This is a genomic window from Granulosicoccus antarcticus IMCC3135, assembly GCF_002215215.1.
Classification (GTDB): domain Bacteria; phylum Pseudomonadota; class Gammaproteobacteria; order Granulosicoccales; family Granulosicoccaceae; genus Granulosicoccus; species Granulosicoccus antarcticus.
In genome coordinates this window covers 1,004,054-1,024,751 of sequence record NZ_CP018632.1, presented here as the reverse complement: position 1 = coordinate 1,024,751, position 20,698 = coordinate 1,004,054, and the positions used below count along the sequence as shown (strand labels likewise).

18 protein-coding genes are annotated in these 20,698 nt (G+C 53.9%); 9 read left to right on the top strand and 9 right to left on the bottom strand.

All coding sequences use genetic code 11. The annotated features are described in order from the left end of the window. Positions 1-81: 81 nt before the first annotated feature. Positions 82-999: a LysR family transcriptional regulator gene (locus IMCC3135_RS04320; protein ID WP_088921673.1), complete on the top strand. Its 918-nt coding sequence runs from the start codon at positions 82-84 to the stop codon at positions 997-999. A 55-nt stretch (positions 1,000-1,054) separates the two neighbouring features. Here IMCC3135_RS04320 and IMCC3135_RS04315 read toward each other — a convergent pair whose 3' ends face one another. Next, on the bottom strand, positions 1,055-1,927 hold the full coding sequence (locus IMCC3135_RS04315) for a LysR family transcriptional regulator (protein ID WP_088916475.1): 873 nt from the start codon (positions 1,925-1,927) through the stop codon (positions 1,055-1,057). Positions 1,928-2,034: 107 nt separating this feature from the next. Here IMCC3135_RS04315 and IMCC3135_RS04310 point away from each other — a divergent pair, with 107 nt between their 5' ends. Next, positions 2,035-2,535 carry a lactoylglutathione lyase family protein gene (locus IMCC3135_RS04310; RefSeq protein ID WP_088916474.1) on the top strand — a complete coding sequence of 167 codons (501 nt, stop codon included), beginning with the start codon at positions 2,035-2,037 and terminating at the stop codon, positions 2,533-2,535. Between the two features lie 58 nt (positions 2,536-2,593). On the opposite strand, the gene acmB is transcribed toward IMCC3135_RS04310, so the two are convergent. The 4 genes from acmB to IMCC3135_RS34655 form a co-directional block, all read right to left on the bottom strand. Beyond that, positions 2,594-3,790 (bottom strand): methyl acetate hydrolase AcmB, encoded by a 1,197-nt coding sequence (gene acmB, locus IMCC3135_RS04305; RefSeq protein ID WP_088916473.1) that lies wholly within the window; start codon positions 3,788-3,790, stop codon positions 2,594-2,596. Between the two features lie 68 nt (positions 3,791-3,858). Then, entirely contained in the window at positions 3,859-5,502 is a 1,644-nt protein-coding gene (locus IMCC3135_RS04300; RefSeq protein WP_088916472.1) for a flavin-containing monooxygenase, read from the bottom strand. A gap of 256 nt (positions 5,503-5,758) precedes the next feature. Further along, a complete protein-coding gene (locus IMCC3135_RS04295; RefSeq protein ID WP_088916471.1) occupies positions 5,759-6,682 on the bottom strand; it encodes an AraC family transcriptional regulator in 924 nt (307 codons plus the stop codon). A gap of 246 nt (positions 6,683-6,928) precedes the next feature. Then, complete coding sequence (locus tag IMCC3135_RS34655) at positions 6,929-7,480, bottom strand: Rho termination factor N-terminal domain-containing protein (protein WP_088916470.1); 552 nt, start codon at positions 7,478-7,480, stop codon at positions 6,929-6,931. 194 nt (positions 7,481-7,674) lie between these two features. On the opposite strand from IMCC3135_RS34655, the gene IMCC3135_RS04285 reads away from it, so the two are divergent. After that, complete coding sequence (locus IMCC3135_RS04285) at positions 7,675-9,558, top strand: SLC13 family permease (protein ID WP_088916469.1); 1,884 nt, start codon at positions 7,675-7,677, stop codon at positions 9,556-9,558. A 66-nt stretch (positions 9,559-9,624) separates the two neighbouring features. On the opposite strand, the gene IMCC3135_RS04280 is transcribed toward IMCC3135_RS04285, so the two are convergent. The 4 genes from IMCC3135_RS04280 to IMCC3135_RS04265 all read right to left on the bottom strand — a co-directional run bounded on the left by IMCC3135_RS04280 (position 9,625) and on the right by IMCC3135_RS04265 (position 14,335). Continuing rightward, positions 9,625-10,032, bottom strand: coding sequence for a universal stress protein (locus tag IMCC3135_RS04280; RefSeq protein WP_088916468.1), 408 nt, complete (start codon positions 10,030-10,032; stop codon positions 9,625-9,627). An 89-nt stretch (positions 10,033-10,121) separates the two neighbouring features. Further along, complete coding sequence (locus IMCC3135_RS04275) at positions 10,122-10,556, bottom strand: GlcG/HbpS family heme-binding protein (RefSeq protein ID WP_236994742.1); 435 nt, start codon at positions 10,554-10,556, stop codon at positions 10,122-10,124. A gap of 86 nt (positions 10,557-10,642) precedes the next feature. Further along, positions 10,643-11,317 carry a GntR family transcriptional regulator gene (locus tag IMCC3135_RS04270; RefSeq protein WP_088916466.1) on the bottom strand — a complete coding sequence of 225 codons (675 nt, stop codon included), beginning with the start codon at positions 11,315-11,317 and terminating at the stop codon, positions 10,643-10,645. A gap of 45 nt (positions 11,318-11,362) precedes the next feature. Continuing rightward, positions 11,363-14,335 (bottom strand): FAD-binding and (Fe-S)-binding domain-containing protein, encoded by a 2,973-nt coding sequence (locus IMCC3135_RS04265; RefSeq protein ID WP_088916465.1) that lies wholly within the window; start codon positions 14,333-14,335, stop codon positions 11,363-11,365. 38 nt (positions 14,336-14,373) lie between these two features. Between IMCC3135_RS04265 and IMCC3135_RS04260 the strand changes: the two genes are divergently transcribed. The 6 genes from IMCC3135_RS04260 (at position 14,374) to IMCC3135_RS04235 (ending at position 20,624) form a co-directional block, all read left to right on the top strand. Next, positions 14,374-15,576, top strand: coding sequence for a pyridoxal-phosphate-dependent aminotransferase family protein (locus IMCC3135_RS04260; protein ID WP_205737900.1), 1,203 nt, complete (start codon positions 14,374-14,376; stop codon positions 15,574-15,576). An 81-nt stretch (positions 15,577-15,657) separates the two neighbouring features. Next, positions 15,658-16,638 (top strand): TRAP transporter substrate-binding protein, encoded by a 981-nt coding sequence (locus IMCC3135_RS04255; protein ID WP_088916464.1) that lies wholly within the window; start codon positions 15,658-15,660, stop codon positions 16,636-16,638. 97 nt (positions 16,639-16,735) lie between these two features. Continuing rightward, positions 16,736-17,266, top strand: a complete 531-nt coding sequence (locus IMCC3135_RS04250; RefSeq protein WP_205737899.1) for a TRAP transporter small permease — start codon at positions 16,736-16,738, stop codon at positions 17,264-17,266. Next, positions 17,263-18,543, top strand: a complete 1,281-nt coding sequence (locus tag IMCC3135_RS04245) for a TRAP transporter large permease (RefSeq protein WP_088916463.1) — start codon at positions 17,263-17,265, stop codon at positions 18,541-18,543. The genes IMCC3135_RS04250 and IMCC3135_RS04245 overlap by 4 nt, the downstream gene beginning before the upstream one ends. Before the next feature lie 71 nt (positions 18,544-18,614). Beyond that, positions 18,615-19,394, top strand: a complete 780-nt coding sequence (locus tag IMCC3135_RS04240) for an enoyl-CoA hydratase/isomerase family protein (protein ID WP_088916462.1) — start codon at positions 18,615-18,617, stop codon at positions 19,392-19,394. After that, complete coding sequence (locus IMCC3135_RS04235) at positions 19,395-20,624, top strand: CaiB/BaiF CoA transferase family protein (protein ID WP_088916461.1); 1,230 nt, start codon at positions 19,395-19,397, stop codon at positions 20,622-20,624. Positions 20,625-20,698: the final 74 nt, after the last annotated feature.

Below are 20,698 nucleotides of genomic sequence, written 5' to 3'. Positions count from 1 at the left end.
TTTGCGGCAAACTCATCTATTCATCAAACGAATAGTTCTGATAGTATCTTTCAGTAAACGTGAAAGATGGATATACGCCGTATGAGCTCCGACATTCCCAAACAGCTACCTTTACTGGAACTGGACACGCTCAGAACTCTGGTGGCGATAGCTGATACCGGCAACTTTTCTGCAGCGGCTGAAGTGCTTTTCCGCACGCCATCCGCCGTGTCCATGCAGGTCAAGAAGGCCGAAGCTCTACTTGAGCGGCCTTTGTTCAAGCGTGATTCCCGCTCGGTCATTGCCACACCTGATGGCCAGAGACTGGTTCAGCATGGCAGACGCATGCTCGCCTTGAATCGCGACATGATGGCGACCTTCGTCTCACCTGACGTGGTGGGCGTGGTACGTCTGGGCGCCCCAGATGACATGGTGGAGCACACCCTGCCCAATCTACTGTGCCGATTTGCCCATACACACTGCGCCATCACCGTCGATGTGGTGATCGACAGCTCAACCAATCTTCGGCGAAAAGTACGCGCTGGAGAGCTTGATCTGGCCATGGTCACTTGTGCCCCGAATACGGCACAGGCCGATGACATGGAGATTCTTTTCGAAGAACCGCTGACCTGGGCCGGCGCCCGACATGGGGTAGCTCATGAACAAAACCCACTGCCCATTTCTGTCTGGGAAGAGGGTTGTGCCTGGCGCAATGCGGGACTCAAAAGCCTGACCCAGGGAAAACGTGATTACCGCATTGCTTTCATGAGTGCCCATATTGCCGGCCAGCGAGCCGCCATCATGGCCGATCTTGCTGTTGCCCCCATTCCGGTCTCTGCCTGCATCAATGGCATCGTGGCACTGGGCGAGAAAGAAGGACTGCCCTCACCCGGTAACTATTCCTTGGGCATGATTCTGTCGGATCAGATTTCCAAACCAGCAGAAGCTGCTGCCGATCATCTTCGAGCCTGCTTTGATGCACAGAAGACACCCGACCTGAATCTGGTCGGCGGCCTGTAGAAAAACAGCTTTGCAACGGGATAGAACTCAAAGAAACTGGCAAACAATCAGGCCTCTATTCGAGACACGCTTCAGCTTCGCTGATGACAGTTGTAACTCGACCAGGCACGAACTTATTGGTATGAAGGCAAAGGTAGAGCGTCTCGCTGACACTCTGCGCCAGTGAATGCACTCTGATGTGATCAGGCTCTGGAAAAGCTGCGACCGCATGAAAGGGCAAAACAGTAAACCCCAACCCCATACTCACCGGTTCCAGAATCAGATTAATCTGATTTGAAAACCCTGCGCGCTTGAAATGCTTACTGTGCTGGAATTCAGGGTAATTGGCTCCTAGCAACAGACCCGCATGATAAGCGCCGTCAGGATGATCAATAAAGCCCAGTGATGATAATTGTTCCCAGCTGGGCTCAAACACATCACTGGGTGTAACCAGCAGCAGCTCTTCTTCGGCTACGGGTTTGAAACTGACTTCATCCAGTGTCGATGGACTTGTCATGAATCCGATATCCACCTTGTGTTCGGCAATCAGGCGCTCCACGTCAGAATTAGGCGCAAAGCGATAGTCGATCACCAGGCCGGTGTGTCGCTTTTGCAGATTCAACAGGTGGCGATAGAGCTTGAGCCCGACACTGCCAGGAGATACCACCCGCACCAGGCCTTCATAGGCGGGATCTGCTCCGACACGTTTTTCCAGATCTGACAAGGATCTGATGATCTCCCGCCCTTCTCGATACAAGCGTTCTCCCGCATCCGTCAGCGTGAATTGTTTGCCATGCCTGATCAGCAGGGGCTGGTCAAACTGATCCTCCAGCTTACGCACATGCTGACTGACACCTGATTGAGTCATGTTCAGCTGTTCCGCCGTTCGCGTGAAGTTCGCTACCTCGACGAGCGTGCAGAAACTACGTAACAAGACCGGATTTATCATTACAAATATTACTCATAAACATCGCAAATGATAATTTTACTTGTTTAAACGCACTTAGTAATCTCTTTTCTCTGGATACCCCACCAAACAACTCAAGAGAACAGCTGATGACACCCACCTACCCACGTACTTTTTCTCATATCGGTATTTCAGTACCGGATCTGGACAAAGCTGTCGAGTTCTACACCGAGATCATGGGCTGGTACCTGATCATGAAACCCACCGAAATCACGGAAGACGACTCGGCTATTGGTGAGATGTGTACCGATGTATTCGGCAGCAATTGGGACAAGTTCCGTATCGCCCATCTGTCCACCGGTGATCGCGTCGGTATCGAGCTGTTTGAATTCAAAGGGCAGGTCAATCCTGAAAATAATTTTGAGTTCTGGAAAACCGGCGTCTTTCACTTCTCTGTACAGGATCCTGATGTAGAAGGACTGGCAGATCGAATTGTAGCCGCAGGCGGCAAGAAACGAATGGAGAAGCCACGTTACTACTACCCTGGATCAAAGCCCTACCGCATGATCTATATGGAAGACCCGTTCGGTAATGTCCTGGAAATCTATAGCCACAGCTACGAACTGATCTATAGTGAGGGTGCCTATTAGTGGGGAAGCTGCCAGTTCCGATTGCACTCGGAACATGGCGCGCCCTTCACCCTGAAATTCAGCCTGCTGACGATGAGTTTGCCTGCGACTCATAGAATGCAGTCTCGAACTCCATATAGCCGGTAAACGAGGCGGCATCGGCGAAGGGTAGAATCTGTGTCGCCCAAAAACCCCCATAGCCGCTCTGCCTATCGATCCAGTAGAACAAGTTGGCAAGACCTGCCCAGCCCAGAGCACCAGCAGGTCGTCCGGTAGGCGCCTGTTCATCGTTGACCATGAAACTGAATGCCCAGGATTTAGACTGGCCAGGGAAGAACTCAGCATCGTTCGACAATGAAGGGATCACTCCCGGCAGTGCACAGATCTTTCTGCTGCCGAGCTGGTTTTTTTCCGCCATCCGTACGGTCTCCGGCTTGAGCACCTGGCCATGCTCTCCACGCCCATCATTGAGCCACATGCGAATGAAGCGCATATAGTCGCCAACGGTCCCGTAAAGACCATGACCACCCATGTGGACTTCCGGCTTGTCAGGCAATTCAAAATCCATCGGCGCAAGCGATCCATCTCCGTTACGTGCATGCATGATGGCCAGTCGCGCACGCAGATCGTCATTGAGTTCGAATGTCATATCCTCGATACCCAGAGGCTCAAAGATACGCTTCTGGAACACCTCGCCAAGTCGCAGACCGGTAATGCCTTCTACCACCTGACCACACCAGTCCATGTTGCTGCCGTACTCCCAGCTCTCATCAGGATCTCGCAACAAGGGTGTCATCAGAGCTTCTTTGGAAGCGGTGATGACACTGGGCTGGCCCTGCTCCTGCGCCAGACGATTGTAAGTTTCGTTAAAGAAGTCATACCCGAAGCCTGCCGTGTGCAGCAGCAACATACGCGTGGTTATCTCGCGTTTCGGGGCTCGCAACCTGGGAGTCCCATCACCATCAAAGCCTTCGATAACCTGAAGCTTGCCAATATCCGGTGCATACTGGCTGGCAGGTGCATCCAGATCCAGCTTGCCTTGCTCCACTAACTGCAGGGCGGCGGTAGCTGTAATAGCCTTGGTGGTTGAGAAGATGGCGAAGGTGCTGTCAGTCGTCATGCCATCGTCTTTACCGATACTGCGCTTGCCGGCGGCCCCTTCGTAGATGTTCTGCTCTTTGTCGGTCACCATGGCAACAACCCCGGGAACTCCGGGGGCAGTTGCGACGGTGTTGGCCAGAATATCGGCGGCGGTTTGTGCGAATGTCTTGCTCATGAGTAATCTCCGTAGTGTGAAATTCAAGCTTGTATTCGGGGGTTCATACCTTCGGACTCGGCTTGTTGTTATTGCATGCTGAAGCCTTCGTACTCGCGACTCGCCACCTCATCGCACTTGGTTTTATAAGCGCCAACTCCGCCGCAATAGGACAACATGCGTCGCGGTTTACCCGGTATGTTGCTGCCCATATACCAGGAGTCGGTCTTCGAGATCAGCGTGGCATTGGCCGTTTCGTCATGGTGTTGAACCCACTGCTCTTCGGTTTCTGCCAAGGGTTCAATGACTCGATGTGCCTTGTCACGCAGGTAGTGGATACAGTTGCTGATCCATTCGGTCTGTTGCTGCAGGCAAGTGGCCATGTTGCACAGCGCTGCGGATGGTGCAAGAGGTACCGCTGTTGTAAACAAATTGGGGTAGCCGTGTATCTGCAAACCCATGGTGGTGCGAATATCCTTCCCCCATTCCTCCTTGAGCGAGCGGTTGTCACGCCCACGGATATCGATGCGTGTCAGAGCACCGGTGCCGGCATCAAATCCAGTCGCAAGGATGATGACGTCCAGTTCATGGATAGTGCCGTCAGCAGTCTGTATGCCCTCAGGTACGACGCGCTCTATGGGATTGTCCTTGACCGGTATCGCTTCTACATTATCTCGAAGATAGACCTCCAGATAGTTGGTCTCCAACGGTACGCGATGAGTGCCGAAGCCGTAGTCGGATGGAATCAACATCTCACACAGTGCCGGGTCAACCAGTCGCTTGCGCATCTTTTCGCGAACAAATTCAGAAACTTCCTCACTGATTGCTGCATCGAAAAACATCTCGGCGAATGAGGCAAGCCAGAGTTTAAGAGAACCGTCGGCATGAGTATCTTCGAGTCGGGCGAGACGTTGTTCGGGTGTCAAATCTGCCCATGCGTCCTCGAAGTCATACTCGAACCCTGCGAAGGTATTTGGCAGAGTCTTGCGCAACTCCGCCAACCGCCCCTGGTACTTCGCAACCTCTTGCGGCCCATAGGATGGGTTCTTCATTGGCAGGACATACTGAGGCGTTCTGACGAAGACCTTGAGCTGGTCCACCTGGTCTGCGACGGTCTGAATCACCTGGATTCCTGTTGCACCGATACCCACGACGCCAACCCGCTTGCCGGCAAGATCAACCGGTTCACGAGGCCAGCGAGAGGTATGAAATATCTCGCCCTTGAATTCCTTCTGGCCAGGAAACATATCGGTGAGCGGGGCTGAGAGCATGCCGCAGCACGTCACGAGAAACTGCGTATCGATAAGTTCACCTGTATCGGTGACAACGCCCCAGCGCTGCCGCTGTTCGTCATAATGAGCACTGTCTATACGAGTATCAAACTGGATGTCCTTTTTCAGATCCAGCTCATCTGCTACATAATTCATCCAGCGCTCGATCTCAGGCTGCCCCGGAAATCGCTCACTCCACTGCCAGCCTTTGTAAAGCTTTTCGGAAAACAGGTACTGATAGATATAGGACTCAGAATCAAATTTAGCGCCAGGATAGCGGTTCCAGTACCAGGTTCCGCCGACGCCTCCAGCGGCGTCGTAAGCACCGACCGACAGTCCCTGCCCTCGTAATTGATGCAGCTGGTAGAGCCCGGCAACACCTGCTCCGATAATCAGGGCATCCAGGGTTCTTGTGGCCTGCCCGCTGGCTGAACTATCCGGCTTACTGGCTTGTGCATTCATGATTACAACTCCTCGTGGATATGAGTGACCGCCTCTACAAGCGGATACCTTCCGGGCGTCAAATCAGGTATTCGTAGAGAAGCGCCTGACGCACCTGACGACCAACTGGCGACCCGTGATCACAATACTTATGTGTTCCGGGATCATCACTGTAGGCACTGGAGGAATGCGGGTATTGAATCTTCTGGTGAATTCTTTGAACACAGCTGGCAGCCCAAGAGCGTCGATTGCCAAGGTGCCGGGACTGATACCTTGGTCAGCTAGGTGGCTGTTGCGAGCGCTTACCGGATTTCTGGAATGCTCCGGGAGTCAGACCGGTGTGGGTGCGAAAGCTGCGTGTCATATGGGCCTGGTCTGAAAAACCACAGACTGCGGCGACCTGTTTGAGCGCAAGCTGATCCTTGATCAGTAGTGTTCGAGCTCGCTCGATTCGATGCTTCATCACCAGTGCCTGGGCGGTACAACCAAGTGTTCGTTGCACCTGACGTCCGAACGTCCAGATACCCAGGCTCAACACCGCTGCCAGCTCGGCCAGTGTGATGGTGTCCTGCAGATGCGCGTCGATATATTCTTGCAGTCTAGACACCTGAGCCTGGCTCAGCTGACCACTCAGAGGCCTCTCCTTCTCAATACAGTTGGCGTAGCTGCGCAGCAGATAAACGGCCAGCTGCACACCCAATGCTTCTGCACACAGCGCATTACCCTGATTTTGACTGCGCGCTTCGAGTGTCATCGTGTCGACGATATGATTGACTACGGGGTCTGAGCCTCGCAACACATCGTGCAGCAGAATCTCGCTTACCTCCTTGTCCAGCATATCGCTGGCAACACGCGACATCAGCTCATTGGACAGATACAGATGTGAGACTTCTACATCGTCGGTCCAGTGCCAGTGCGAGGCGGCGGCACGCGACAGCAGTGAAAAATGACCAGGCTGGCACTTTGTTCGAGTCCAGTGCCCATCGAACTGGCGATCCATCGGTGTCACGCCCGAGTGATACCGGACGACCAAGAAGCGCTCCATTGGCGGAATCTCAACATCCTGCCCATGGTATTGGTAGGTACATTGAGAGACCTCCTTCCATCCCAGGTTCTGGCTGGAACTGATCACGGTTCCGGGCACCCAGATAGGCAATTCTTCAGGTGATATCAGGGTCTCAGGTTGGCATATCTGGGGCATGAACGGGCATCTGTTATCAGTGCCCACGCCTGCAAGAGTACCGCTCGGATGGCTAAGGGCTCACCGCAGTGTCGCCGTCCTGTGCCAATTATTCAAGTATTTTATGAATTGCCATCACCTCATCTACCATCACTTCAAAGACTGCGGTACAAATGGACATCAAGCGGGATAAAGGCAGATCGGCAAACGTTGCCAGACCTGCCGCCACTGCAAACGATTTATTGAGGCTGCAATAAAAGGCTGTCGCTATTGCTTCAAAGCTTCTACCAGGTCTTCCTTGTTCATACTGGAGCGACCTTCGACTTCTTTTTCAGCAGCCTCTTTACGCAATTCAACCACGGTCATCTCATCCAGCGCCTGTTCACTGTTGTCATCGCTAGAGGACGAGGAGGTTTTGCGGCCTTGTTCACGAGCCTCTTCTGCACTTTTCCACTCGAAATAGCTGGATACACCCTTTGCCAACAGGGTGGCCATGAATGCGGCAATGGCGCCATCATGATTAGTGACCTTGTCCAGCAAACTGCTGTTTTCACGTCCCGCCCCGGGGGCAAGGGATGCTTTCAATGCACTGGCCTCTTTCTGCATCGTCTGTGCGCTGTCCACGCCCTCATGCCAGAGCTCGGTTCCTGACTGGCGAACATGGCCTAGTCCACTTTGCAGATTGCCCAGCAACTGCTCACGACGTGTGGGTGTCTCTGTCAGTTTTCGCGCAACCACAGCGACTGCGATGACACCGGCTCCGATCGCCAACCACTCAACCGGTCTCTTCTTGATACTTTTATTCAATTCCTTGATCACAGTTTTCTCACTTTGCAGACAACTGGCAATAGAATGCCGTCTTAAATGTCTTGCATCAGAAATCGAGCCTAATTTGAACTATTTACAGAGACTGACTGGCTACTGACTCACATAGCCCTGCGCGGTACCTGTGCAGATAATCGAAGACTGAATTCACCATGTTGTACTATCAAACTGCGCAGACAGGGATATTTATGGAACAACTCGTATTCACCACCGAGATGGGCGTCGTCGGTGCTGCATTATGCTTCACCATCCTGCTGTTCGTAACGGAAGTCGTCCGTATCGATCTTGCCGCATTACTGGTGTTAGTGATGCTCGGTATTGCCAGCTACATCCCGGGGCTGGAGCGACTGGCAGATGTCACTCATCTATTCGATGGCTTCGCTTCCAATGCCGTCATTTCAATTATCGCCGTCATGATCGTAGGTGCGGGCCTGGATAAAACCGGCCTCATGAACAAGGTGGCTGCCAGCATTCTCAAACACGGTGGCACGACAGAGGCCAGGGTACTGCCCATCATCTCTGGCACTGTGGCTTTTATTTCAAGCTTTATGCAGAACGTCGGGGCTGCGGCCCTGTTTCTACCCGTGGTCAGCCGAATATCAGCACGCACCTCGATCCCCTTGAACCGATTACTCATGCCCATGGGCTTCTGCGCCATTCTGGGCGGCACGATGACAATGGTCGGCTCCTCGCCACTGATCTTGCTCAACGATTTGATCGCCACTGCAAACAATGGCCTGCCGGCAGATCTGCAGATGGAACCCTTCGGCCTGTTCTCAGTGGCACCGATTGGCTTTGCTCTGATTCTCACCGGTATTGCGTATTTCCTGTTTCTGGGTCGCTGGGTTCTGCCTGCGCAACCTCCCATGAACGATGTCTCGACCGGTCAGGGAACATCGCACTATCTGGAACGCGTCTACGGTTTGAAGTCCACGGTATTCGAGGTGGAAGTACCGGCGGCCAGCCCGCTTGTTGGCAAGCACCTGGCCGACATCAACCTGGATAACAATCTGTACATCATCAGTACGTTCTATCGAGGAAAAATCTCGATGGTCCAAGTATTGACTGCTGAAATAGAGGCGCCCTGTCGTCTGGCCATTATTGGTGAACTGGCGGCAGTCGCCCGCTTTGCCGACACCAACGGGCTCAGTTTGAGAAAAAGCCTGGATGTTTTCTCCGAAGAATTTGCATCGACTAATGCAGGCGTGGCAGAACTCGTCCTGCTGCCGGATTCAAAACTGATCGGCAAATCACCACGCGAACTCCTGTTGCGCAAGACTTACGGTTTGAGCCTTCTGGCGATCCATCGTGGCGAGGAGACGCTCAGTCACGTCGAGACCCAAGATCATGCACCAACCGCCATTGGCCTGGTGGACTTGCGTGCAGGCGACATGCTGGTTGCACATGTCAGCTGGGAACGTCTGACACGCTTGAAGCGTGATCCCGACTTTGTCGTCGTCACTTCAGACTTTCCGCAAGAAGAACTACGACCTCACAAAGTAGGCTGGGCCCTTGTATTCTTCTGTCTCTCACTGTGCATGATTCTGTTTACCGACATTCGCTTATCGCTGTGTCTGCTATCAGGGGCCGTGGGCATGCTGCTGGCCAAAGTCCTCAGCATGGATGAAGCCTATCGAGCAGTCAGCTGGAATACGGTATTTCTTCTGGCCAGCCTGATTCCGCTGGGGCAAGCGGTACAAAACACCGATACAGCAGCCTGGATTGCGCAGCAGATACTTCACATTCTTGATGGCTGGCCAATCTGGGGATTACAGGCGGGCGTCGCTGTGCTGGCAACCATTTTCTCCCTGATCATGTCGAACGTGGGCGCTACCGTATTACTGGTGCCACTTGCGGTGTCCATTGCAATCGCCGCTGGCGGTGATCCGGCCCTATTCGCACTGACCGTTGCAATATCCACGTCCAACTCATTCATCATCCCGACCCATCAGGTCAATGCACTGATCATGGGACCGGCGGGCTACAAGGTTAAGGATTTCGTCAAATCAGGTGGCATCATGACGGTACTGTTTCTGATCGTGTCCCTGGTCATGTTGAATATCGTGTTCTAGTGACTAGACACCAGAACACGATGAATCGCAACTTGGTGGCCGTGAGAAGTCTACTATTTCACGTCCCTAGCGAATGACGTGTACAGAACACTTACTGTGGCGAACGACCCAGGCGGCCGTTGAGCCTATGAAATAGTCCTGAATGCCAGGCTGGTGCGAGGCCATGACAATGCAGTCGCTGTCATGCTGCTGTGCAAATTCCTGGATGGTTCGGCCTGCATGTCCGACGACAACAACCGCCTTGATTTCACTGGCCCCGGCAATCTCTGTTTCCAGTGCCGCCATGGCTTCAGAGCGTCGGGTCGTCAGATAGTCGCCCGGCATGTTCGCAACAACGTACCCCGGAATTGCCTCGATAACGTGCAAAGCGGTTATCTGTCCGCCCTCATCAAGAAGTTTCTTTGCAAGAGCTATCGCAGCGCCAGCATCACGATTGTGCTCAAGTTCGATGGGTATCAGGATATGTTTGTACATGTATCACCTCCTCCTTTTTAGTCATGATAGACAAAACTTCGGAGGAGGCGATTGACGTATATCAATACAGTCTGGACTTATCCCGCTTTTCAGCTGGCACCGGTGTCAGCAACCAGACCAGCCGCTTCGATGCCGGCGACCGCACATTGCTCATCGTTATCAGACGTATCGCCCGTAATACCGACAGCGCCGATCAGTTTGCCTTCTTGGGTACGTATCAGTACACCACCTGGCACAGGCACCAGAGCTCCGTCGCACAATGAGTTCATGGCCTGAATGAAGAAGGGCTCCGCTTTGGCTCGCTCAAACAGTGCACGCGACCCCAGTCCCAGAGAAAATGCGCCATACGCCTTTCCATGGGAAATTTTAGGCCGTAGCTGGCTGGTTCCATCCTGACTTTCGCTGGCTTTGAGAGCGCCGCCTGCGCCAAGTACCGTGACAGACATCGGTTTGAAACCCTGCTTGGCCTGCTCGACAAAGGCGGCTTCGATAATAGTCTTGGCGTTTGCCAGTGTTAATTCCACAATACATTCCTCTACTGGTTGAATGGATAAGGCTATGCCGATGGCAAGCCCTGGTCGTGCTCATAGGAAAACAGAACAATCAGGGGTCAGGCTTGATCTTCAATCCATTGCCTGACTGCTGCAAACTTGTTTTCAAGGTGTTTCTTCAAGATAGCTGCCAGGCGTTCACCGTCTCGATCCTCCAGTGCCTGAATGATCTGCTCGTGCTCATCTACCGCCTGTTGCCAGCGCTCTGCGCTCATGTTTGCCAGATAACGGGCTTGCCTGACGCGCACCGCGAGTGAGCTGTACATCGTGATCAAGGTATTATTGCCAGCCGCTTGCATGATGAGCTCGTGAATGCGCTGATTATGCTTGAAATAGCCTGGCATATCCGAGGCACGAAAACGCGCCAGCATCTGCTCGTGAACGCGCTTCAACTCCTTGACTTGAGCAGCACTGATATGTGCGCATGCCAGCTCACCTGCCAGGGCTTCAAACGCACCCATCAGCGGGAATACTTCTTCCAGTTCTTCGACGGTAATGGCTCGCACTCGGGCACCGCGATTGGGCTCGAGTGTCAACAGACCATCTGAGGCCAGCACCTTGAGCGCCTCACGCATTGGCGTGCGGGATACTCCCAGTTTTTCACACAGCTCTCGTTCGGGTACCTTTTCGCCAGCGGTCAATACACCTTCGACGATCATGCTCCGCAAACGGTCTGTCAGTTCCTGGTGCAGCGAAGGCCGGCTGATAGAACCGACTTGATCCAAAGCACTCATGAGGAACTCCTGACTGGGGGACGTTCATTGTATCCCGAAAGCTGCTCAGGCAGTGCCATGCGGCGCCTCGGCACTGCGCAGCGCCATTGCCAGCACATGTACAACGTGAATGGCGTCACGGCCCGCTCCATCGCTTATCTGATGTCGGCAGGAGGTGCCGTCCGCCACGATGAGTGTATCGGGCTCAGCATCTCGAACAGCTGGCAGCAAGCTCAGTTCGGCCATCTGCATCGACACAGCGGCGGTATCGCGTCCGTAACCAAAGGCCCCTGCCATGCCACAACAACTGGAATCAACCACACTTACTGTCAGCCCCGGAATCAAAGCCAGTGTTTTCTGTACCGCGCTGAAAGCACCGAGCGCTTTCTGATGACAATGTCCGTGGACCAGCACCTGGCTAACTGGAGCTGACAAGTTCCAGTCAAGCGTGCCTGCCTCATGGTCTCTGACAATCAGCTCTTCCAGTAAAAAGGCATTGTCTGCCAGTAACTGAGTGGACGGACCAGGGAGCAGAGCCTTGAACTCATCCCGCAGCGTGAGCAGACAACTGGGTTCCAGGCCCACAACAGGTACACCTTTTTGCACCCACGGCAACAGAGCATCCACCATGCGCTGAGCCTCCAGCCTGGCCTGATCAACCATGCCTGTGGCCAGGTAGGTTCTCCCACAGCACAGCTTGCGCTGACCCGGTGACTGGGCCAGATGCACCCGGTAGCCGGCTGCCCGCAATACCACTCGGGCTTCTCTGAGGTTTTCAGGTTCAAACCAGGTATTGAAAGTATCTGCCAGCAGTACCACCTCCTTGCTTCCATCACCAACAGAGTCGTTCTCCATAAACGGCCGCGATGCCCAAACGGGCAACTTTCGCTGAGCTGAGAAGCCTACCAATGATTCACTCATCGAGGCCAGCGCCGGCACGGTATTACGCAGATTGAACAACCATCGCAGTCGGAACGCCAGCAATGCATAACGCGGCAAATGCGCCACCAGTCGCTGCTGGAGCGAATATCCATGCTTTCTGGCACGGGCGGCCATCACTTCAATTTTCATCCTGGCCATGTCGACACCTGTCGGACATTCGCGTTTACAGGCTTTGCAGGAGACGCACAATTTCATGGTCTCGTGCATGGCATCGGAACTCATCGCCTCCTCGCCCAGCTGTCCGGACATGGCCAGTCGCAAGGTATTGGCACGCCCGCGCGTCACATGCTGCTCATCGCGCGTCACACGATACGAGGGGCACATCACTCCACCTTCAGTCTTGCGACAGGCGCCATTGTTGTTGCACATCTCGATAGCGCCCTGCAAACCACCACTAGCACCTGGCCAGGCAGACCAATCCAGCTGTTGCTTGATCTCGACCATTCGGTAGCCGGGCTGATAGCGAAACAACTCCCGATCGTTCATGCGCGGTGCATTGACTATCTTTCCGGGATTGAACAGATTCTGCGGATCAAAGTGGCGCTTGATTGTTTCAAACGCCTTGACCATCTGCTCACCAAACATCTTGGTGTGAAATTCGGAGCGCGAGATACCATCTCCGTGCTCGCCCGAGTGTGAGCCCTTGTATTTGAGTACCAGATCAAACGCCTCCTCGGCGATCTGGCGCATGGTATTGGCATCCTTTTCCAGCTTCATGTTCAGTACCGGCCTGACATGCAAACAACCGACCGAAGCATGGGCATACCAGGTGCCCGGTGTACCGTGCTTGTTGAATACCTCAGTCAGGGCCGCGGTGTATTCAGCCAGATCCGGCAAATCCACAGCACAGTCCTCGACAAAGGACACCGGTTTACCTTCGGCCTTCATCGACATCATGATGTTCAGCCCCGCCTTTCTGACCTCGCCGATGCGTGCCTGCATGCCTGGATCAATTGCCTCCACCACACCGCCCCATGACTTGCCCTGCCCCTTCCAGCTGAAGCCCAGATCGGCCATGCGTTCATGCAGCAACCTCAGATGCCGCAGATTTTCAGCCTCGGTTTCAAAAGCAAATTCGACAATCAGCAAGGCGGCAGGATCACCACGCACAAACTCAGCCACCGAGTCCCGATACAGATCAATATCACGAGCCAGAGCCACCATGGTGTTGTCCACCAACTCAACGGCATGAGGGCCCAGTTCCACCAGATGCTGTGTCGCATCCATGGCCTCATAGAAGCCCGGAAAATGACAGATCCCCAACACTCGCTGCTGTGGCAACGGCCACAATTTCAACTCGATGGCCGTAGAGTAGGCAAGCGTCCCTTCTGAGCCGACCAGCAAATCAGCCAGTTTGTAGCTGTGGCGTGCGTTCATCGCACCACCCTTGGCATATTCATAGGGCATCAGGGCGTCAATATTGTAACCACCCACCCGTCGCAACACCGAAGGAAAGCGTTCCTGAATATTCGCAGACTCGTGTGCCCCCAGGCTCAGGAGCTCCTGAACCAATGCCCGTTGCTCCCCGGCCAGTCCCTCAAGAGAGACTGGAACTTCGCCGAAATGGAACTGCTCACCAGAGGGCAGAATGGCATCGATCGCGTGCACATTGTGTCGCATGGTGCCGTAATGAATAGAGCGTTGGCCGCAGGAATTATTGGCAGCCATACCACCGATCGTGGCTCGCGAGGCTGTTGATACATCGACTGGAAACCAGAGCCCATGGGGCTTCAGAAGTCGATTGAGCTCATCGAGAACAATGCCCGGCTGCACCACACAACGTGCTGCTTCGACATCCAGTTCCAGCAAACCATTCAGGTGGCGTGAGTTGTCCAGAATCAGACCTCGATTGACGGTCTGACCGCACTGCGAGGTACCTCCGCCACGGGGCGTCATGGGCACCTCGAACTCTCGCGCCAGTGCCAGTGCTGTCCGTATGTCCTCTACATCCCTGGGAATCGCCACGGCCGCAGGCATCATCTGATAGATGGATGCATCGGTGGCATATCGACCACGCGTGAAGACATCACCGTGTACCGGGCCGGCCATTTCTGCCTTGAGTCGACGCAGAAATTCTGATGGAACGTAAGAATTCATTGCAATCCGCGAGAAAATAAAATAATAATGAATGCAAAATGCAAATTAAGCAACTGCTTGTGGAGCCTTACCGTATGCGTCAGCCCGGCCGTCACTTCCTTCAAATTCCCGGCCCCAGCGCCGTTCCGGACCGCATCCTGCAGGCAATCGCCATGCCTGTTGTCGATCATCGCGGACCCGGATTTGCCGATCTGGGTCATCGAGTATTGAGTGGTATCAAGACCATTTTCAAAACTGTACAGCCGGTGGTTATCTACCCTGCTTCGGGTACCGGAGCCTGGGAGGCGGCGCTGGTCAATACGCTCAGCCCTGGCGACAAATTGCTGATGGTGGAAACAGGCCACTTTGCCTACCTGTGGCAACAACTGGCCCTGAAGCTCGGCCTGGAACCACAACTGATCAGCACAGACTGGCGAGGTGGTGCGGACCCGGCACTTATCGAAGAAGCTCTGCGCCAGGACAGCAGCCACAGCATCAAGGCCGTTTGCGTCGTACATAACGAGACATCAACGGGTAGCACCTCGCAAATCGCCAAGGTTCGAGAAGCTATCGATGCGGCCGGACACCCAGCCCTTTTACTGGTGGATACGATCTCCGGTCTGGGTTCAGCAGACTTCCGTTTCGATGAATGGGGTGTCGATGTCGCTATATCAGGCTCCCAGAAAGGCCTGATGTTGCCACCGGGATTATCGTTCAACGCCGTTAGCGAAAAGGCTCTGGCAGCGAATGCCAAAGCAACTCTACCCAATGCCTACTGGCAGTGGCGCGATATGATCGAAGCCAACCAGCGTGGCTATTTCCCTTACACCCCAGCAACCAACCTGCTGTTCGGGCTGGCCGAAGCCATCGACATGCTGCATGAGGAAGGTCTGGATAATGTCTTTGCCAGACATAAGCGACATGCAGCTGCCACCCGAGCGGCGGTAGAGTCCTGGGGGCTGGAAGTGCAATGCACCGTGGATGAAGAGTTTTCACCGGTTCTGACTGCCGTGCGGGTGCCCGATGGCACCGATGCCGATGCACTACGTTCGGTCATTCTTGAACACTGTAATACCTCTCTGGGCAATGGTCTGTCAAAGGTACAGGGGAAGGTATTCCGCATTGGCCACTTGGGCGACTTCAACGACGTCATGCTACTGGGCACACTGGCTGCCATTGAGATGGGATTGCATCTGGCCCAGGTCCCACACCAGGGAGGCGGAACACAGGCAGCACTGGACTACCTTAAATCAACCAGCTAGACACGACAAAGGCGGCGTAAGTTCGCTAGCGTGTCTGGTTTTCGTCGCTTTAGCGACAGATACATTGAGGAGAAAGTCACCATGAAAAGAACGATAACCACCGTCTTGCTCGGCGCCGCACTCTCACTGAGCGCAGGACAGGCTTCTGCCGAAAAGCTGATCCTGAAATTTGGTCATGTCGGTAATCCGGGTTCACTGTTTGAGGCATCCGTCGACGAGTTCGTCAAGAACGCCAATGCCAGGCTGGGTGATCGTGCCGAGGTTCAAGCCTTTGGTTCCTCCCAGCTTGGTAAAGACAAAGAGCTTCTGCAAAAGCTCAAACTGGGACAGATCACATTTGCCCTGCCTTCATCCATCATGTCCTCAGTCGCCGATGAATTTGGTGTTTTCGAAATGCCTTATATCGTGCAATCTCGCGAGCACATGAAAGCCATTCAAGCTGAAATGGGTGACAGTGTTTTCAATGCGGCCGCCGAGAAAAAAGGCTACAAGATACTGAGCTACTTTGAAAATGGTTTTCGCCATATCACCAATAATACAAGACCAGTATTTGTACCTGAAGACCTCAAGGGAATAAAACTGCGCACACCCAATGGCGAATGGCGCGTCAAGATGTTTCAGCTCTATGGTGCAAACCCGACGCCCATGGCATTGTCAGAAGTCTTTACCGCCCTGAAAACCGGTGTCATCGATGGTCAGGAAAACCCCTACGCCCAAATCTGGTCGTCCAAATTCCAGGAAGTACAGCAGTATTTATCCATCACGGGCCATGTCTACACCCCTGCCTATGTACTGACTTCCTCCAAGGGTTTTGCCAAGTTGCCTGAAGACATCCAGAGTGATCTGATTGCCGCCGCTGCCGAATCTCAGGAAGCGGTCTACACCATGGCAGCTCAGCTGGAAACTGATCTTCTGCAAAAACTCAAAGATGCCAGTGTTGAAGTCAATGAAGCTGACAAAGAGGCTTTTATTGCCGCATCCAAGCCAATTTATGATGAATTTGCGAGCTCGGTTGATGGCGGTGCCCAACTGATCGCCAACGTCCAGTCTCTGGCCAAGTAATCGCCGACCAGCGCGCCTTATTCAGGCGTAAAGCTTTGCCGCGTGGCCGTGCCTTCGGGTGGCACGGCTGCCAGTCGCACCCTTGAGAGGAATTCCAGTGAATCGATATTCCAATGTGCTTGAGCGCCTGCTCGAGTGGTTTCTGATGTTGCTGATGGTGGCTCTGACCACCATCGTCATCATATCTGTCGTCTACCGAAAACTGGATGCCTCCCTATCCTGGTATGACGAGGTAGCCAGTATCGCGTTGGCATGGATCACCTACTACGGCGGAGCATTAGCGGTTCTCAAGCGCAAACACATCGGTTTTGACAGCGTCCTGCTTGCCATTCCCATGCCATTGCGGATGTATACCGCAGTGTTTGCCGAAGTGGTCTTTCTGGCCTTCTTCATCCTGCTTGCCTGGGCTGGCTGGCAGGTACTTCTGGTACTTGAAGGCGATACACTGGTCAGCCTGCGCTGGGTACCCGTGCAACTCACCCAATCTGTTATTCCCATCGGCGCCGTGTTGTTCATTATTTGCGAGCTGATCAGTGCACCGAGCTATTTACGCATGGTAGCTGCCGGTGAGTCGGCTGAGCACGCAGAGATAGAGGCTGAAATTGAAGCGGAGATGCAACGCACATGAATGTTCTGGGAATTTTCATCGTTCTGGTACTACTGATTTGCATTAACGTACCCATCGCCGTGGCATTGGCTGTAGCCGCCATTGTCGGTCTTGTCGCCACTGAAGGCGTCAGCTCTCTTGTCACCGTCGCACTGGATATGTACGACGGCTCCACTAAATTCTCGCTGATCGCCATCCCCATGTTTGTACTGGCGGGCGCCATCATGAACGCGGGCGGTATTACAGACAAACTGATCAACTTCGTGGCCTCCCTGATCGGTTTCGTTCGTGGTGGCCTGGGGATGGTGAACATTGGTGTATCGTTGTTCTTTGCCGAGATATCCGGCTCGGCTGTTGCGGACGTTGCAGCGCTGGGTTCGGTGATGATTCCGCAAATGAAGAAACGCGGTTACTCAGGCCCTCTGGCAGCCGCAATAACCTCATCTTCGGCCTCTCTGGCCATCATCATTCCACCCTCTATTCCCATGATTGTCTACGGTGTTTCTGCCAATGCCAGTATCGAACAATTATTTGTGGCAGGACTGGTACCCGGACTGTTGGGTGCTGCCGGTCTGATGGGTGTGGCCTATGGATTTGCATGCAAGTACAACCTGCCTAAAGAAGAATCTTTCAATACCCAACGCGTCAAACAGGCTTTCAAGGAAGCCCTGCCAACCTTCTTGTTGCCCGTCATCATATTGGGCGGAATATTTGGCGGCTACGTCACCGCAACAGAGGCCGCAGGACTGGCTGTGCTTGTCTCCTTGGGATTGGGAGTCTACTACGGAGAGATCAACGTCAAACGATTGCGTCAGGCCATGATCGAAGGGGGTATTCAGACAGCAGTGGTGATGCTGCTGGTTGCAGCTTCAGTACTCATGGGAGGATTTCTGACCCGTGCACAGGTACCGCAAGAACTGGCTCAGAGCATGATGGACATGACCAGCAACAAGTACGTCATCCTGTTCATTTTGAATATCTTCTTTCTGGTTATCGGCTTCTTTCTGCATTCAGTTGCCGCCATTATTCTGGTGGTGCCCATCGTTGTGCCATTGATTGAACTGGCAGGAATCGACCCTGTTCATTTTGGTTTGATCGTGACACTGAATCTGGCCATCGGTCAGCAGACACCACCGGTTGCCTCGGTGCTGATCACCTCCTGCTCCATTGCCAAAGCCAATATCTGGGATGTCTCCAAGGTCAACGTATACTTTGTGGCCGTGCTTCTGGTTGTGCTGATCATGTGTACTTATATACCGGCGATTCCCATGTTCCTCGTTGAATACTTCTATCGCTAAAGGTTATTCGCAACCGATGACAACATATATCCGCGGGCCTTTGATAAACACTGCGACTAGTCAATCTGCTCATGAATGAAAACAACGAACTCCTGTTTGAACAACAGTCCGGAATCGGTATCATTACATTCAACCGGCCAGAGGCTCGTAACGCCCTGACCTTTGGCATGTATGAGACGCTGGCAACTATCTGCGAGAGCATTCTCGATCATTCAGTGGATATCAGGGCACTGATCATTACTGGCGCCGGTGACAAGGCATTTGCCGCCGGTACCGACATTTCCCAGTTCCGTGACTTCAGCTCGGCCGATGATGCTCTGAACTACGAACGCACGATGGACCGGGTAATGGGTGTACTGGAATCGTTGCCCATTCCAACCATTGCCGCCATTCGTGGCGCCTGTACCGGCGGTGGTGCGGCCATCGCTGCCTGTTGTGATTTACGTGTTGCCAGCGAGGACATCAAGTACGGTTTCCCGATCGCTCGCACCTTGGGCAATTGCCTCTCTCTGAGCAATCTGTCCCGACTGGTCGAACTGCTGGGCGCAGCCAGGACCCGGGATATTCTACTCACCGCCAGACTCATCACCAAAGATGAAGCACTGGCAACCTTGCTGATCAATGAATGCGTTGCGGATCCCCTGAACCGTGCCATGGAACTGGCCACCACACTGCAACAGCATGCCCCCCTGACCATGGCAGCCTCCAAGGAAGGCTTGCGTCGATTGCGAGAGCACGCCGCCGATATAGAAGGTGATGACCTGATTGTTCAATGCTATACCAGTGAGGATTTTCGCGAAGGCATGGATGCATTTCTGGCCAAGCGCAAACCTCAGTGGCGAGGACAGTAGATGGATGCCAGTACCGACAACGTGAAACAGCGTTCAGGTCCTCTGAGCGGCATGAAGGTAATTGAACTGGCGCATATCATGGCAGGCCCCGCCTGCGGCCTGCTACTGGCTGACATGGGTGCCGATGTCATCAAGGTGGAAAAGACAGGCGGCGGCGATGACAGCCGGCGTTTCCTGCCACCGGATATCCAGGGCGAGTCTGCCGCCTATATGATGATGAATCGCAACAAACGCGGCATTGCTCTGGACCTGAAGCAGGAGGATGGCAAACGAATACTGAAAAAGCTCCTCGAAAGCGCCGATGTGGTGATCGAGAACTACCGCCACGACACCATGGCGCGACTCGGTCTTGATTACGACACGCTCAAAGTACTGAATCCGGGTCTTATCTATTGCGAGATCTCAGGCTTTGGTCGTACCGGTCCCTACAGGGAACGAGGCGGATTCGATCTGATTGCACAAGGCATGTCCGGCCTGATGTCGGTCACGGGTGAAGGCCCGGACCGTCCACCAGTCAAGGTCGGACCACCGATTACCGACATTACCGCAGGCATTCTTGCCGCCATGGGTGTCAGTGCCGCCTACGCATCCAAACTGCAAACAGGATTGGGACAACGCGTCGATACCTCGCTGTTCGAAGCTGGCATCACCCATACCTTCTGGCAGTCGGCCATCGCCTTTGCCACCGGCGAAGCTCCCGAACCCTTAGGCTCCGCCCACCCGCTGAATGCTCCCTATCAGGCCATCGCCACGCAAGATGGCTGGATGAACCTGGGAGCTGCCAATCAGGCGAACTGGGAAAAAATGCTGGCCGTTATTGAAGCAACGCACTTGAACGAGGATGCTCGCTTTTCCAGCAATCCGCTGCGAATGCAGAACAGAATCGAGCTGATAGTCGAGCTGGAGCCCTACTTCAAACAGAAAAAAACAGATGAATGGGTGGAGCTTCTGAACCAGGCAGGCATACCCGCAGGCCCCATTCTCAACATACCGCAAATGCATCAGGATCCACAGGCCCTGGCCCGAGAGATGATTGTTGAAGTGGAGCATCTGCGTGCCGGAACCGTCAAAACCCTGGGCTCACCCGTCAAGTTCCACGGTACACCGGGCAGCATTCGCAGCGCAGCTCCACTGCTAGGGCAGCATAGCCGTGAAATACTGGAAGAAGCAGGATTTACAGATGCGGACTTCGAACAATTCGTAGCCAACGGTATTGTGCAGATTGCCTGAACACTTTGAGCGTCAATGACTACCAGGCTATGACGGTAGCGCCAGTGCGAATGTGCTCTGGCGCTTCACAGACA

Coding starts and splice junctions, on each gene's coding strand:
- IMCC3135_RS04255 (WP_088916464.1), top strand. CDS start 15,658: ATGAAAAGAACGATAACCACCGTCTTGCTCGGCGCCGCACTCTCACTG.
- IMCC3135_RS04310 (WP_088916474.1), top strand. CDS start 2,035: ATGACACCCACCTACCCACGTACTTTTTCTCATATCGGTATTTCAGTA.
- IMCC3135_RS04265 (WP_088916465.1), bottom strand. CDS start 14,335: ATGAATTCTTACGTTCCATCAGAATTTCTGCGTCGACTCAAGGCAGAA.
- IMCC3135_RS04285 (WP_088916469.1), top strand. CDS start 7,675: ATGGAACAACTCGTATTCACCACCGAGATGGGCGTCGTCGGTGCTGCA.
- IMCC3135_RS04295 (WP_088916471.1), bottom strand. CDS start 6,682: ATGCCCCAGATATGCCAACCTGAGACCCTGATATCACCTGAAGAATTG.
- IMCC3135_RS04240 (WP_088916462.1), top strand. CDS start 18,615: ATGAATGAAAACAACGAACTCCTGTTTGAACAACAGTCCGGAATCGGT.
- acmB (WP_088916473.1), bottom strand. CDS start 3,790: ATGAGCAAGACATTCGCACAAACCGCCGCCGATATTCTGGCCAACACC.
- IMCC3135_RS04260 (WP_205737900.1), top strand. CDS start 14,374: ATGCAAATTAAGCAACTGCTTGTGGAGCCTTACCGTATGCGTCAGCCC.
- IMCC3135_RS04235 (WP_088916461.1), top strand. CDS start 19,395: ATGGATGCCAGTACCGACAACGTGAAACAGCGTTCAGGTCCTCTGAGC.
- IMCC3135_RS04320 (WP_088921673.1), top strand. CDS start 82: ATGAGCTCCGACATTCCCAAACAGCTACCTTTACTGGAACTGGACACG.
- IMCC3135_RS04270 (WP_088916466.1), bottom strand. CDS start 11,317: ATGAGTGCTTTGGATCAAGTCGGTTCTATCAGCCGGCCTTCGCTGCAC.
- IMCC3135_RS04280 (WP_088916468.1), bottom strand. CDS start 10,032: ATGTACAAACATATCCTGATACCCATCGAACTTGAGCACAATCGTGAT.
- IMCC3135_RS04245 (WP_088916463.1), top strand. CDS start 17,263: ATGAATGTTCTGGGAATTTTCATCGTTCTGGTACTACTGATTTGCATT.
- IMCC3135_RS04300 (WP_088916472.1), bottom strand. CDS start 5,502: ATGAATGCACAAGCCAGTAAGCCGGATAGTTCAGCCAGCGGGCAGGCC.
- IMCC3135_RS04315 (WP_088916475.1), bottom strand. CDS start 1,927: ATGATAAATCCGGTCTTGTTACGTAGTTTCTGCACGCTCGTCGAGGTA.